The organism is Pseudomonas sp. LA5 (assembly GCF_028640825.1).
GTDB classification, from domain to species: Bacteria; Pseudomonadota; Gammaproteobacteria; order Pseudomonadales; family Pseudomonadaceae; genus Chryseomonas; species Chryseomonas aestiva.
In genome coordinates this window covers 187,317-199,733 of record NZ_JAQYZY010000060.1, presented here as the reverse complement: position 1 = coordinate 199,733, position 12,417 = coordinate 187,317, and the positions used below count along the sequence as shown (strand labels likewise).

The 12,417-nt window shown below is 65.7% G+C and carries 11 protein-coding genes and 1 pseudogene; 6 read left to right on the top strand and 6 right to left on the bottom strand.

All coding sequences use genetic code 11. The annotated features are described in order from the left end of the window. Window positions 1-5: 5 nt before the first annotated feature. Window positions 6-296: an ArsR/SmtB family transcription factor gene (locus PVZ72_RS23515; protein ID WP_273863196.1), complete on the bottom strand. Its 291-nt coding sequence runs from the start codon at window positions 294-296 to the stop codon at window positions 6-8. A 195-nt stretch (window positions 297-491) separates the two neighbouring features. Between PVZ72_RS23515 and PVZ72_RS23510 the strand changes: the two are divergent. The 4 genes and pseudogenes from PVZ72_RS23510 (at window position 492) to PVZ72_RS23495 (ending at window position 6,336) form a co-directional block, all read left to right on the top strand. After that, a pseudogene (locus PVZ72_RS23510) lies at window positions 492-1,210 on the top strand (OmpA family protein). 250 nt (window positions 1,211-1,460) lie between these two features. Beyond that, the gene (locus tag PVZ72_RS23505; RefSeq protein ID WP_273863134.1) at window positions 1,461-3,599 is read left to right on the top strand and encodes a putative bifunctional diguanylate cyclase/phosphodiesterase; all 2,139 of its coding nucleotides are present in this window, start codon (window positions 1,461-1,463) and stop codon (window positions 3,597-3,599) included. A 186-nt stretch (window positions 3,600-3,785) separates the two neighbouring features. Continuing rightward, window positions 3,786-4,940, top strand: a complete 1,155-nt coding sequence (locus tag PVZ72_RS23500) for a phospholipase D-like domain-containing protein (protein WP_273863133.1) — start codon at window positions 3,786-3,788, stop codon at window positions 4,938-4,940. A 94-nt stretch (window positions 4,941-5,034) separates the two neighbouring features. After that, window positions 5,035-6,336 carry an acyltransferase family protein gene (locus PVZ72_RS23495; RefSeq protein ID WP_273863132.1) on the top strand — a complete coding sequence of 434 codons (1,302 nt, stop codon included), beginning with the start codon at window positions 5,035-5,037 and terminating at the stop codon, window positions 6,334-6,336. Here the strand turns inward: PVZ72_RS23495 and PVZ72_RS23490 are convergent. Both PVZ72_RS23490 and PVZ72_RS23485 read right to left on the bottom strand, forming a co-directional pair. Then, window positions 6,311-6,679: a putative quinol monooxygenase gene (locus PVZ72_RS23490; RefSeq protein WP_273863131.1), complete on the bottom strand. Its 369-nt coding sequence runs from the start codon at window positions 6,677-6,679 to the stop codon at window positions 6,311-6,313. The two genes, PVZ72_RS23495 and PVZ72_RS23490, sit on opposite strands and share 26 nt — an antisense overlap. 74 nt (window positions 6,680-6,753) lie before the next feature. Then, entirely contained in the window at window positions 6,754-7,155 is a 402-nt protein-coding gene (locus PVZ72_RS23485) for a ketosteroid isomerase-related protein (protein ID WP_273863130.1), read from the bottom strand. 105 nt (window positions 7,156-7,260) lie between these two features. Here PVZ72_RS23485 and PVZ72_RS23480 point away from each other — a divergent pair, with 105 nt between their 5' ends. Both PVZ72_RS23480 and PVZ72_RS23475 read left to right on the top strand, forming a co-directional pair. Then, complete coding sequence (locus tag PVZ72_RS23480) at window positions 7,261-7,848, top strand: GNAT family N-acetyltransferase (protein ID WP_273863129.1); 588 nt, start codon at window positions 7,261-7,263, stop codon at window positions 7,846-7,848. Beyond that, window positions 7,845-8,729: a carbon-nitrogen hydrolase family protein gene (locus PVZ72_RS23475; protein WP_273863128.1), complete on the top strand. Its 885-nt coding sequence runs from the start codon at window positions 7,845-7,847 to the stop codon at window positions 8,727-8,729. Before PVZ72_RS23480 ends, PVZ72_RS23475 begins: the two co-directional genes overlap by 4 nt. Before the next feature lie 47 nt (window positions 8,730-8,776). On the opposite strand, the gene PVZ72_RS23470 is transcribed toward PVZ72_RS23475, so the two are convergent. The 3 genes from PVZ72_RS23470 to PVZ72_RS23460 form a co-directional block, all read right to left on the bottom strand. Further along, window positions 8,777-10,297, bottom strand: a complete 1,521-nt coding sequence (locus tag PVZ72_RS23470; protein WP_273863126.1) for a fumarate hydratase — start codon at window positions 10,295-10,297, stop codon at window positions 8,777-8,779. Between the two features lie 230 nt (window positions 10,298-10,527). Further along, window positions 10,528-11,502: a 2-hydroxyacid dehydrogenase gene (locus tag PVZ72_RS23465; RefSeq protein WP_273863125.1), complete on the bottom strand. Its 975-nt coding sequence runs from the start codon at window positions 11,500-11,502 to the stop codon at window positions 10,528-10,530. A gap of 27 nt (window positions 11,503-11,529) precedes the next feature. Beyond that, complete coding sequence (locus PVZ72_RS23460; protein ID WP_187981187.1) at window positions 11,530-12,393, bottom strand: TIGR01459 family HAD-type hydrolase; 864 nt, start codon at window positions 12,391-12,393, stop codon at window positions 11,530-11,532. Window positions 12,394-12,417: the final 24 nt, after the last annotated feature.

The window sequence follows — 12,417 nt, the reverse complement described above, 5'->3', positions numbered from 1 at the left end:
GCAGACTAGAGTTCGCGAGCGAGACGTTGCACAAAGGCCTGGATGGCGGCCTCGTCGCGTTGGTAGAACACCCATTGGCCGATGCGCCGCGTGGTGACCAGGCCGGCCCGGGTCAGTACCGCCAGGTGCGCTGAGACCGTCGACTGCGACAGCCTGGCACGGGCCTCGATCTGCCCGGCGCAGACGCCCGTACCCAGGTCATGGTCCTGGTGCGGAAAGTACCGCCGGGGATCGCGCAGCCAGTCGAGGATCTGGCGGCGCAGAGGATTGGCCAGGGCTTTGAGGATCTCGTCCATCACGGTCGCATCGTCATATTGGGTTGTAGCGAACCTTAGATCGTGAAAAATCGATATGCAAGCTATCCATCTTCGATTCTGCCTATCGTGTGTTTAGAGGCTCACTATCGCGATAAGTGTCCAGGGGCGCCGCTTCGTTCAGTTGCGATTCAGATCACGCGGCTAGAATTGCCGGGTGCGGCCCCATTCGCCGCAATGGATCTTCAAGGAGTAAAGACATGGCGCTGCCCACCCGTATCCTTCTCGCCAGCCTGGCCCTGGCCACCCTGGCTGGATGCGCTTCCCCCAATCCCTACGAAAATCAGGGTCAGGCCAGCGGTGGCACCTCCAACACCGCCAAGTACGGTGGCCTGGGCGCTCTCGCCGGCGCCGTCGCCGGTGCTGCCATCGATCACAATCATCGGGGCAAGGGTGCGCTGATCGGCGCCGCGGCCGTGGGCGCAGCGGCAGCGGGCTATGGCTATTACGCCGACCGCCAGGAAGCCGAATTGCGCCGGCAGATGGAAAACACCGGCGTCGAGGTGCAGCGCCAGGGCGATGACATCAAGCTGATCATGCCCGGCAACATCACCTTCGCCACCGATTCGGCCGACATCGCCAACAGCTTCTACAAGCCGCTGAACGACCTGGCCAATTCCTTCAAGCAGTTCGATCAGAACAGCATCGAGATCGTCGGCTATACCGACAGCACCGGCAGCCGCGCCCATAACGTCGAGTTGTCCCAGCGCCGGGCGCAGAACGTCGCCGGCTACCTGACCGCCCAGGGCGTACCCGCGGCGCGGCTGAGCACCCGCGGCGCCGGTCCCGATGCGCCCATCGCCAGTAACGCCACCGCCGACGGCCGGGCGCAGAATCGTCGCGTCGAGGTCAATCTGCGTCCCCTGCCCGGAGCGACCGGCACCCCCGCCCAGTAATGACCGCTCGTCGCCCGTGAACCGCAGTTTCCACGCCCTCGTGAAGGGCGGCGGAAACTGCTTTTCCATTTTGCGCTCTGATAGACGTCGCAAAGGCCTCCTCCTGTCAAATGGCAGGCGGCAGGCGCCTGTCCGGCTGCTACGCTAGTAGGGTTGGAGCGACACATCGCATAACGGACACGAAGGGAAGGGGTAGCCAGCCGCATATGGCTGCTGCACGGCGGCAGAAGCCGCGGGGAGAAAAGGCTTGATGGAGTGCCCGTTACCGCAGTCAGAGCAAGGCCCGGTGTTGCTGGTGGTGGACGACCGCCAGGAGAACCTGTTCGCCATGCAGGCCGTGCTGGAGGTCGGAAATTGGCGAGTGATCACCGCTGCCTCGGGTGAGCGTGCCCTGCAACACCTGCTGGACGAAACCGTGGACCTGGTCCTGCTCGACGTCCAGATGCCGATCATGGACGGCTTCGAGGTGGCGCGCATCATGCGCAGCAACCTGCGTACCCGCTTCACCCCGATCATCTTCGTTTCCGCCGAGGCCCACTCCTACGAATCGGTGCTGCGTGGCTATGCCACCGGCGCGGTCGACTATCTGCTCAAGCCCGTCGATCCCAATATCCTCCGCCACAAGGTGCGCTCGCTGCTCGATCACGAGCGCAATCGTCGCGAGTTGCTGCAGGCCACCCAGCAGCTGGAGCTGGCCAAGTCCTTCAGCGACTCGCTGCTCGACAATGCCGCCGAGGGCATCCTCACCGTCAACGAGCAGGGCCGGGTGACCTTCGCCAACGCCGCCATCGCCCGCATGTTGCGCTGCAGCGTCAGTGACCTGGTGCATGCCAACTTCCTCGACTTCCTCGAAGGGGGCAGCGGTCTCGACGACTGGCAGACCTCGCCCTTCATGGAACACTACGACCGCCGCGAGACCTATCGCCTGCACGACGCCCGCCTGCGCACCAATCGCGGCGACAGCCTGCCGGTGGCGCTGTCCTGCGCACCGCTGCCGCGCATGCAGCGGGCCATGGTCATCATCGCCCTGGACATGTCGCGCATGCGCGAGTTGCAGGACCAGCTCGAATCCCAGGCCGTCACCGATGCCCTGACCGGGCTGCTCAATCGCCGCGGCTTCAACCAGACCCTGGAGGCGGCGCTGGCGCGCAGCGGCCGCAACGGCAAGCGCATGGCCGTGCTCTACATCGATCTCGACGGTTTCAAGCGCATCAATGATTCGCTCGGCCACGAGGCCGGGGATCGGGTGCTGTGCATCGTCGCCGAGCAGCTCAAGAGCTGCATGCGGCCCTACGACATCCTGGCCCGCATGGGCGGCGACGAATTCACCGCGCTGCTCGATTCCCTCGAACATCCCGAGGATGCCGCCCGCGTCGCCGAGAAGCTCCTGGAGCTGCTGGCCACGGTGCATCGCATCGACGGCATGGAGGTCAGCCTGGGCGCCAGCATCGGCATCGCCAGCTATCCCGATTGCGGCCATACCGTGGACGGCCTGCTGAGATCCGCCGACATCGCCATGTACGAGGCCAAGCGTGGCGGGCGCCAGCAGTATCGCTTCTTCTCGCCGGAAATGAATGGCCGTGCGCGTTCCCGGCTGATGCTCGAAGAAAGCGTGCGCAACGCCATCGACAACAAGGATTTCGTGCTTGCCTACCAGCCGCAGGTCTATCTGCGCGATGGTCGCCTGCGCGGCTTCGAGGCGCTGCTGCGCTGGGAGCACACGGTGGCCGGCAAGGTCTCGCCCAGTGTCTTCATCCCGCTGCTGGAAGAGACCCGGCTGATCAACCGCATCGGCGACTGGATCTTCCGCGAAGGCGCCACCAAGCTGCAGTCCCTGCAGGAGATCTACGGCGACGAACTGTTGCTGAGCATCAACCTCAGCCCCGTGCAGTTCGGCATGCCGCAATTGGCGGAAAGCCTGCGCCAGATCATCGAGACCCATGGGCTGAAGCCCAGGCAGCTGGAAATCGAGGTGACCGAGTCGGCGCTGATGCACGACATCGACTACACGCGGGCGCAGCTGTCGCAACTGCGCGCCCTCGGTGTGCGCATCGCGGTGGACGACTTCGGCACCGGCTATTCCTCGCTGGCGTACCTGCGCCACTTCGAGCTGGATACCCTCAAGATCGATCAGCTGTTCATCGCCAACATGCTCGATTCCTCGCGCGATGCCGCCATCGTCAGCACCATCCTCGAGCTAGGCCGCAACCTGGATCTGGAAGTTATCGCCGAAGGCGTGGAGACCCTGGAGCAGCGTGACTGGCTGATCGAGCACGGCTGCGAAATCATGCAGGGCTTCCTGGTTTCCCGCCCGCTGAGCGCCGAGGTGACCGGACGCTTCCCCCAGCAGGTGGACTGGGCCGCCAAGCGGCCCGAGCCAACGCTCTAGGCGCCCTGAGGGCCTGCGCCAGCAGCGAGCAGCCGCCGTCCATCGGCGCAGGCCGCGGACTAGGCGGCGTGCCAGAGCTGGCGGGACTTCCCGGGCCGGCACCTGGCCAGCCAAACCACGCACGCCACTGAACGAACACCCGTCCGTGCCTTCTTATGCAAGGGCCACAGGCACGGAGTAGGAAGCATGCGGGGCGCCGTCTTTCCATGGCGGGAAAACAACAGGTTCGAATTGCTGGTGGACGGCGGTCGGTTCTTTCCGGCCATGCTCGAATCCATCGCTGGCGCCAGTCGCCAGATCGATGTCGAACTCTATCTGGTGGAAACCGGCAGCTGCTCCGAGCAACTGCTCGTGGCTCTGACCGAGGCGGCCCGACGCGGCGTCGCGGTACGCTGCCTGTTCGATGGCTTCGGTACCCTGCGGATGGATGCCGGCTTGCGCCGTCAGCTGGAGGAAGCCGGCGCCGAGCTGCGCGTCTTCAATCCCGTGCGCTTCGGCCACGGCCTGCACAACCTGCACCGCGATCATCGCAAGATCTTCATCATCGACGGCGCAGAAGCCTTCGTCGGTGGTAGCGGCGCGACCGACGACTTCTGGGATCCGGCCAAGAGCGACTGCAACTGGCACGAGGTGATGGTGCGCATCCAGGGGCCGCTGGTGGAAGACTGGCTGGCCCTGTTCGAGCGTCAATGGGAAGCGGTCGGTCGCCGCCGCGCCTGGAAGCCGCGTCCGCGGCGCGGGCGCGAGCGTCCACCGCCACCACCCGCTGCCCAGGAAGGGCAGGGCCGGGTGGCCTATGCCGACGCCCGCCAGCACCGAGACATCCTCCAGGCACTGATTCGGGCCCTGGTGGGCGGCCAGCAACGCATCTGGTTCGCCACTCCCTATTTCCTGCCGACCTGGCGCGTGCGCTGGGCGCTCAGGCGCGCGGCGCGCCGCGGCGTCGACGTGCGCCTGCTGCTCACCGGTCGGCACACCGATAATCCGCCGGTGCGTTTCGCCGGGCAACGCTACTACCGCAGTCTGTTGCGCGCCGGTGTACGCATCTACGAATACCAGCCGAGATTCATCCACGCCAAGATGGTGCTGGTGGACAACTGGGTCAGTGTCGGCTCCTGCAACTTCGATCACTGGAATCTGAGGTTCAACCTGGAGGCCAATGTCGAAGCGGTGGATCGCGGCCTGAGTCAGGCGGTGGCGGCCAGCTTCGTCAAGGATTTCGCCCAGAGCCGCGAGATCACCCTGGAATTCTGGCGCAGTCGCCCCTGGTGGAGACGGGCGCGCGAATGGCTGTGGGGTTCGCTGGATCGCCTAGTGATCGGTGTACTGGGTCGCGGTTAGCAGCCCCGGTTGGCAGGTGCGGGTAACATAACCGATCCGGCGCTGTTGGGCGGACCCATCGTCCCGCGGACGAGGCCAGACGAGTAACGCCTTAGTGCAGACTTTAGATAAACACCGCTTCATCGGTCTGGAGTGGCTCAGGTTCCTGATGGGTTTCTATGTGGTCGTCTACCACACCATCCATTTCTATCCCGAGCGCAAGACCATCCCCCTGCTGGACGAGATCACCAGCATGGGCTTCTTCGCCACCAGCACCTTCTTCGTGCTCTCCGGCTTTCTGCTCGCCCATGTCTATTGCGGTCGCGGTAGCCTGCGCGAGCCGGCGCGCAGTTTCTGGATCAAGCGTTTCGCCAATCTCTATCCGATCCACATCTTCGCCCTGCTGCTGGCGATGGCGGTGGTGACCTGGATCGGCAGTCTGGGTATTCCGCCGGGCGCCGCCACGGCCAGTATCCGCTTCGTGGTGTTCGACACCAACGAACCCCTGGCGCGAACCAACCCCGAACTGTTCCAGCACTTCATGAGCAACGCGGAGCTCGCCTTCAACGCCGTGCTGCAGCTATTCATGCTGCAGGCGTGGAATCCCTATTACCTGACCTTCAACGCGCCCCTCTGGTCGATCTCGGCGCTGTTCTTCTTCTATCTGACCTTTCCCAAGCTGGCCCCGCGACTGATGACCAGCGAGCGTCCCTGGCAGTTGTTGCTGCTGGTCTGGGTGCTCTATCTGATTCCGCCGCTGCTGGTGATCGCCAACCAGAACTATGGCATGCCCTTCACCGGTCTTCTGCAGCGGGTGCCCCTTTTCCGCTTGCCGGAATTCCTTGCCGGCATCCTGCTGTATGCCGTCTTTCGTCGCCAGCACGCGCGGGGCTGGGCGCCGTCGGAACGGCAGCGGCTGTTGCTGGCGAGCTACCTGATCCTGAGTTTCGCCCTGGGTACGGCACTCTTCACCCATGGGCCCAAGTTCTGGTACTTCCTGTTCCATAACGGCCTGTTCCTGCCGTCGCAACTGATCCTGGTCTATCTGGCCGCGCTGGCCCAGGAACCGGCCAGCGAGCGCATCCGCCACTGGTCGCCGCGACTCGGCGGCGCTTCGCTGTCGATGTTCGCCCTGCATGTGCCCCTGTCGGGAATCTACATGACCCTGGAGCAGCTGATCGGCGGCGATCTCAAGGCCTGTCTGAGCGGCAATCGCGAGGTCTGCATCGCCGCCGCCGGGGCCTATACCAACTCCATCGAATGGTACTGGCTGTTCCTGCTGGCAGTGGTGGTGCTCTGCGTGCTGTTCCAGGAGCGGCTGGTGGTGCCGACTCGCAAGCGCATTCTCAAGGTGCTGCTGCCGCGCCTGGCGCCGCAGCAGCCGCCCCAGGCTAGCGGCGGAAGCCTTCGGCCATGACGAAGAAGCGCGCATTCAGCGCCGCCAGCGGCTCGCGCAGCCGCTCCAGCTGATCGGCCGCACCGAACACCTCGAAGCGTTCCAGGGTGGCGATGGCCTGGGCCTGCTCCAGCAGATCGCCGACGTTGTCCAGGTGGGCCAGCAGCGCTTTGGCATCGCGATAGCCTTCGCGGCAGCGCGCCGTGGCGCCGTCGTAGCAGAAGCCATAGTAGAGGCAGCCGGGTTCGTTCCGGGTGCGCTGCAGCATGGCCTCGCCCAGGCGCTTGAAGGCCTCGAGCTGATCGGGCTGGACGGCGAAGACGGGGGCCAGGCTGCAGACGGAATCGCTGGGAAGAGTGGGCATGGAAACTCCTGGGTCAGGGGTGGTCTCCATGCGACCCCTGCCGAGGGGACGGCGCTCCCGTCAACTGACGGACGTCAGCCGCCGACCTGGGCGATCCAGTCGTTGAGATTGTAGTAGTTGGTTACCCGCGCCACCTTGCCGTCGCGGATCTCGAAGAAGGCCCCCACCGGCAGGCGATAGGTCTGGCCGCTGGCCGGCGGCAGGCCTTCATCGCTGGCCAGGTACTCGCCATGGATGACGAATTCCGCGGCGGCGCGGCGCCCGCTGGGTTCGGCCATGACGACCAAATCGGTCAGGCGTTCGCGATAGCAGCGATTCATGTGTGCCATGAAGGCCGCGAAGGCGGCCTTGCCCACCTGACGCTCGCCCTGGTTGATGTCGTGGACCACATCATCGGTGAGCAACTCCAGAAAGATGTCCATATCGCCGGCATTGAAGGCGGCGTAGTAGGCGTCGATGAGGTCGGTCGTGGTCATGGCGGTTCCTGTCGTGAACGAAAAAATGGCCTTGCCCGTACATGGTAGGGTGCCGCTACACGGCCGACATAGCCATTCACGTCTCCTGCTTAACCAGAAGAGTCCATGGACATCCAACTCCTCCACGGCGCTGCCATCACCCCACGGATTCCCGAACTCGCCACCCTGCGCATCGCGGTCTTTCGCGAATTTCCCTATCTCTACGACGGCACCCTGGCCTACGAGTCCCGCTATCTGCAGACCTACGCCCAGTCGCCTGACAGCCTCTGCGTGCTGGTCAGCGACGCCGGCCGCGTAGTGGGCGCTGCCACCGCCTTGCCGCTGGCGGACGAGACCGCGGAATTCCAGCAGCCCTTCCTCGCCAGTGGCTGGCCAGTGGAGCGGATTTACTACTTTGGTGAGTCCCTGCTACTGCCGACCTACCGCGGCCGGGGACTTGGCCGGCGCTTCTTTGCCGAACGCGAGGCCCGGGCGCGGCAGCTGGGGCGCTTCGCCTGGTGTGCCTTTTGCGCCGTGCAGCGCCCGGACGACCATCCTCGGCGACCGCCGCACTACAGACCGCCACACAGCCTCTGGCAGCGTCAGGGCTTCACCGAACAGCCGACGCTGACCACCCAGTACCGGTGGCAGGATCTCGACGAAACAGTCGAGTCGCCCAAGCCCATGACCTTCTGGCTAAAGGAGTTGCCATGATCCGCCTCGCCGCCTGTCAATACGCCATCGAGCTGCTGGAGTCCTGGGACGCCTACGCTGCGCACCTGACCGACCTCTGCGAGGAGGCCGCGGCCGCAGGCAGTCAGCTGCTGCTATTGCCTGAATACGCCGGCCTGGTGCTCAGCGGCCAGCTGCCTCCCGAAGAGCGCAGCGACCTGCAGGGCTCCATTGCCGGCATCCAGGCCCTGATTCCGGTCTGGCGCGACCTCTGCGAAGGTCTGGCGCGCCGGCTGCAGCTCTATCTGCAACCCGGCTCGCTGCCAGTCCTCGACGACGACGGCCGGTATCGCAACCGGGCCTGGCTGTTCGGCCCCGAGGGCTGCCTGGGCCATCAGGACAAGCTGGTGATGACCCGCTTCGAGCGGGAGGAGTGGCACATCGTCGGCGGCCGCGAAGGCCTGCGGACATTCGATACGGCCCTCGGGCGTCTCGGCATCCTGATCTGCTACGACAGCGAATTCCCGCTGCTGGCCCGCCACCTGGCCGAAGCGGGTGCGGACCTGATCCTGGTACCGAGTTGTACCGATACCGTCGCCGGCTTCCACCGGGTTAGGGTCGGTGCCCAGGCCCGGGCGCTGGAAAACCAGGTCGCCGTGTTGCAGTCGCCGACGGTGGGTTTGGCACCCTGGTCGCCGGCGCTGGACGAAAATGTCGGTCGGGCCGGGCTCTTCGTCCCGCCGGATCGTGGCCTGCCCGCGGACGGCGTGATCGCCCAGAGCGCAGAACTCTGTCCGGACGTCAGCCAGTGGCTCTATGCCGACCTCGATCTGGACGAGGTGCGACGGGTGCGGACCCATGGCCAGGTGTTCATCCGCCATGACTGGCTGGAGCAGTGGCAAGTACTGGAACCCAGGCGCTGAATGAAAAAAAGCCCAGCACTGAGCTGGGCTTTTTCGTGGGACGGAATCTAGATCTCGACGGCGAGGCTGTCGGCGATCTTCTTCTGCCACACCTGCGGGCCGGTGATGTGCACCGACTCGCCACGGGTGTCGACGGCCACGGTCACCGGCATGTCCTTCACCTCGAACTCATAGATGGCTTCCATCCCCAGTTCCGGGAAGGCCAGCACCTGGGAGCCCTTGATGGCCTGGGCCACCAGGTAGGCGGCACCGCCCACGGCCATCAGGTACACCGCCTTGTGGTCCTTGATCGCCTCGATGGCGATGGGGCCGCGCTCGGACTTGCCGATCATGCCCAGCAGGCCGGTTTGGTCGAGGATCTGGCGGGTGAACTTGTCCATGCGGGTCGCCGTGGTGGGACCGGCCGGGCCGACCACCTCGTCGCCCACCGGATCGACCGGGCCGACGTAGTAGATGAAGCGACCCTTGAGGTCCACCGGCAGCGACTCGCCCTTGTTGAGCATGTCGACCATGCGCTTGTGGGCCGCATCGCGTCCGGTGAGCATCTTGCCGTTGAGCAGCACGGTCTCGCCCGGCTGCCAGCTCTGCACCTCTTCCGGGGTCAGGGTGTCGAGGTCGACGCGACGGGCGCTCGGACCGGCTTCCCAGACGATTTCCGGATAGGCATCCAGCTGCGGCGCTTCCAGGGCGGCGGGGCCGGAGCCGTCCAGCACGAAGTGGGCGTGGCGGGTAGCGGCGCAGTTGGGGATCATGCACACCGGCAGGGAGGCGGCGTGGGTCGGGTAGTCCTTGATCTTGACGTCCAGCACCGTGGTCAGGCCGCCCAGGCCCTGGGCACCGATGCCCAGCTGGTTGACCTTGTCGAAGATCTCCAGGCGCAGCTCTTCCAGGCGATTCTGCGGACCGCGGGCCTTCAGCTCATGGATGTCGATCTCGTCCATCAGCGATTCCTTGGCCAGTACCGCGGCCTTTTCGGCGGTGCCGCCGATGCCGATGCCCAGCATGCCCGGCGGGCACCAGCCGGCGCCCATGGTCGGCACGGTCTTGAGCACCCAGTCGACGATGGAGTCGGACGGGTTGAGCATGGCCATCTTCGACTTGTTCTCGGAGCCGCCGCCCTTGGCCGCGACATCGATCTCCACGGTGTTGCCGGGGACGATCTGGTAGTGGATCACCGCCGGGGTGTTGTCCTTGGTGTTCTTGCGGGCACCGGCCGGGTCGGCCAGGATCGAGGCACGCAGGACGTTTTCCGGCAGGTTGTAGGCGCGACGGACACCCTCGTTGATCATCTCGTCCAGGCTCAGGGTGGCGCCGTCCCAACGCACGTCCATGCCGACCTTGGCGAAGACGGTGACGATGCCGGTGTCCTGGCAGATCGGCCGATGGCCGGTGGCGCACATCCGCGAGTTGATCAGGATCTGAGCGATGGAATCGCGCGCGGCGGCGGATTCTTCGCGCAGATAGGCCTCGTGCATGGCCTGGATGAAGTCGACGGGGTGGTAATAGGAGATGAACTGCAGGGCGTCGGCAACGCTCTGGATCAGGTCATCCTGCTTGATCACGGTCATGTACGCGCTCCTCTTGGCGGTTTCTTGCGTCTCGGCCACGGGCGGTGGCGAGACGGGCGCGCAATTCGGGTCGCACGGACCGGGCCGCGAAGGAGCCCGATCGGAGGGGTGGCCTGACACACTGAGAAAGGCCCAACCGGCCAGGGCGGCCGACCCGAGAGCGGCGCGGCAGTATAGCCTTTAAGCGGCCGGACGGCACACCACCTGGGTCGACGGTGGGCGATCAGCGCCTAGCGGCGGTCCAGGGCCGCCGGATTGACCAGATCGGTCGGGCGCTCATCGCCGAGCGCGGCGATGAGGTTGTCCACCGCGCGTTCGGCCATGGCATAGCGGGTCTCGTGGGTGGCCGAACCTATGTGCGGCAGGGTGACCACGTTGGGCAGTTCGAACAGCGGCGAGGCCTCCAGCGGTTCACGGGTATAGACGTCCAGACCCGCGCCGCGGATCTGGCCCTGGCGCAGCGCCTCGATCAGCGCCGGCTCGTCGATGACCGGGCCACGCGCCAGGTTGATCAGGATGGCGCTGGACTTCATCAGCTCCAGTTCGCGTGCGCCGATGAGGCCCTCGGTAGCGGCCGACAGCGGTACCACCAGGCAGACGAAGTCGGCTTCCCCGAGCAGGTCGTCCAGCTCGCGGCGCTGGGCACCCATCTGCTCTTCCAGTTCGGGCTTGGCGCTGTTGGCGGTATAGAGAATCGGCATGTCGAAGCCGAAGTGGCCGCGCTTGGCGATGGCCGCTCCGATACGACCGGCGCCGACGATGCCCAGCGTACGGCCATGGATGTCGGTGCCGAAGTGTTCTTCGCCGATGCCCTTGCGCCAGTGTCCGGCCTTGACGAAGGCATCCAGCTCCGGCACCCGCCGGGCGGCGCTCACCAGCAGGGTGAAACCGAGGTCGGCGGTGGTGTCGGTGAGCACGTCCGGGGTGTTGGTGAGCAGGATGCCGCGCTCGGTCAGGTAGTCCACGTCATAGCTGTCGTAGCCAACCGAGACGCTGGCGATGGCTTCCAGGGTGGTGGCCATTTCCAGCTCCTTCTCGCCCAGCTTGCGACTGGCGCCGATCAGGCCCTGGGCCTTGGCTGCGGCAGCGGCGAAGAGATCGAGGTTGGCACTGAAGGGGATCACCTCGACGGTGAAGTGTTCGCGCAGGCGTTCCACCAGCTGTTCGGGCAGGCGGTTGAAGACCACTACGTGCTTCTTGCTCATCGATACCTCGGCGTGTGGAAAAAGGGGTCAGGCCAGGCCGGCTGCCGCGAAACGCGGCAACGCGGGATGCTGCTCCAGCAGGGCGGCGAGACCCTCGCGGGTGGGCTCCTGATTGAAGTCCAGGCCCAGGGCCTCGCGGTGGATGCCGGTGGCGGCCAGCCACAGACAGTCGATGTCCGCCGCCACCGCGCCGGGCACGTCGGTCACCAGGGAATCCCCGACGAACAGCAGGCGCTGGGCACCGCGGGTGGCCAGTTCCTCGGCTGCGCAGCGGAAGGCATAGGGATCGGGCTTGCCGTACCAGGTGACCTCGCCACCCAGGGCGGCAAAGCGATCGGCCAGCTTGCCGGCCGCATAGAAGGGTAGACCCCCGGACACCACGTTGCGATCCGGATTGGCGCAGAGAAAGGGCTTGTCCAGGGCGGCGGCCAGGGGCGCGAAGCGGGCTTCCAGCTCGTCCTCGGGGAAGCTGCCGACGCCGAGGATGATGGCCGCCTGGTCGATATCCTCGACGAAGCGCGCGCGGATCTCCGCGGGCCAGCCGGCCTGGCCGGTGCCAGGACCGGAGAGGTAGATACCGCCTGCGCGGAATTTCGGATCCTGCTGAAAGGCGTCGATGGCCAACTGACCCGAGGTGGTGATGCCGGCAAAGAGTTCGCGCGGCACGCCCAACTTGCCCAGTTCTTCGACCATGCCGTCCGCATCGCGAGAGGCATTGCTGAGAAACCACACCGGCTTGCCCTCGGCGGCGCGACGCTCCAGCCAGGCGCGGGCACCGGGAAAGGTCTCGTAGCCGTCGATCAGCACGCCCCAGAGGTCGAGGATGAAGCCGTCGTAGGCGGCCAGCGCCTCGTCCAGTTGATCGAGGCGGAGCAGGGTGGGAGCGGTCATGCGGCGGATCCGATGGCGAAAAGG

What these genes read in the sequence shown, in the direction of transcription:
- PVZ72_RS23485 (WP_273863130.1), bottom strand. Translation starts at nt 7,155, where the DNA reads ATGACCACGACCGACCTCATCGACGCCTACTACGCCGCCTTCAATGCC.
- PVZ72_RS23475 (WP_273863128.1), top strand. Translation starts at nt 7,845, where the DNA reads ATGATCCGCCTCGCCGCCTGTCAATACGCCATCGAGCTGCTGGAGTCC.
- PVZ72_RS23460 (WP_187981187.1), bottom strand. Translation starts at nt 12,393, where the DNA reads ATGACCGCTCCCACCCTGCTCCGCCTCGATCAACTGGACGAGGCGCTG.
- PVZ72_RS23465 (WP_273863125.1), bottom strand. Translation starts at nt 11,502, where the DNA reads ATGAGCAAGAAGCACGTAGTGGTCTTCAACCGCCTGCCCGAACAGCTG.
- PVZ72_RS23500 (WP_273863133.1), top strand. Translation starts at nt 3,786, where the DNA reads ATGCGGGGCGCCGTCTTTCCATGGCGGGAAAACAACAGGTTCGAATTG.
- PVZ72_RS23490 (WP_273863131.1), bottom strand. Translation starts at nt 6,679, where the DNA reads ATGCCCACTCTTCCCAGCGATTCCGTCTGCAGCCTGGCCCCCGTCTTC.
- PVZ72_RS23505 (WP_273863134.1), top strand. Translation starts at nt 1,461, where the DNA reads ATGGAGTGCCCGTTACCGCAGTCAGAGCAAGGCCCGGTGTTGCTGGTG.
- PVZ72_RS23470 (WP_273863126.1), bottom strand. Translation starts at nt 10,297, where the DNA reads ATGACCGTGATCAAGCAGGATGACCTGATCCAGAGCGTTGCCGACGCC.
- PVZ72_RS23480 (WP_273863129.1), top strand. Translation starts at nt 7,261, where the DNA reads ATGGACATCCAACTCCTCCACGGCGCTGCCATCACCCCACGGATTCCC.
- PVZ72_RS23515 (WP_273863196.1), bottom strand. Translation starts at nt 296, where the DNA reads ATGGACGAGATCCTCAAAGCCCTGGCCAATCCTCTGCGCCGCCAGATC.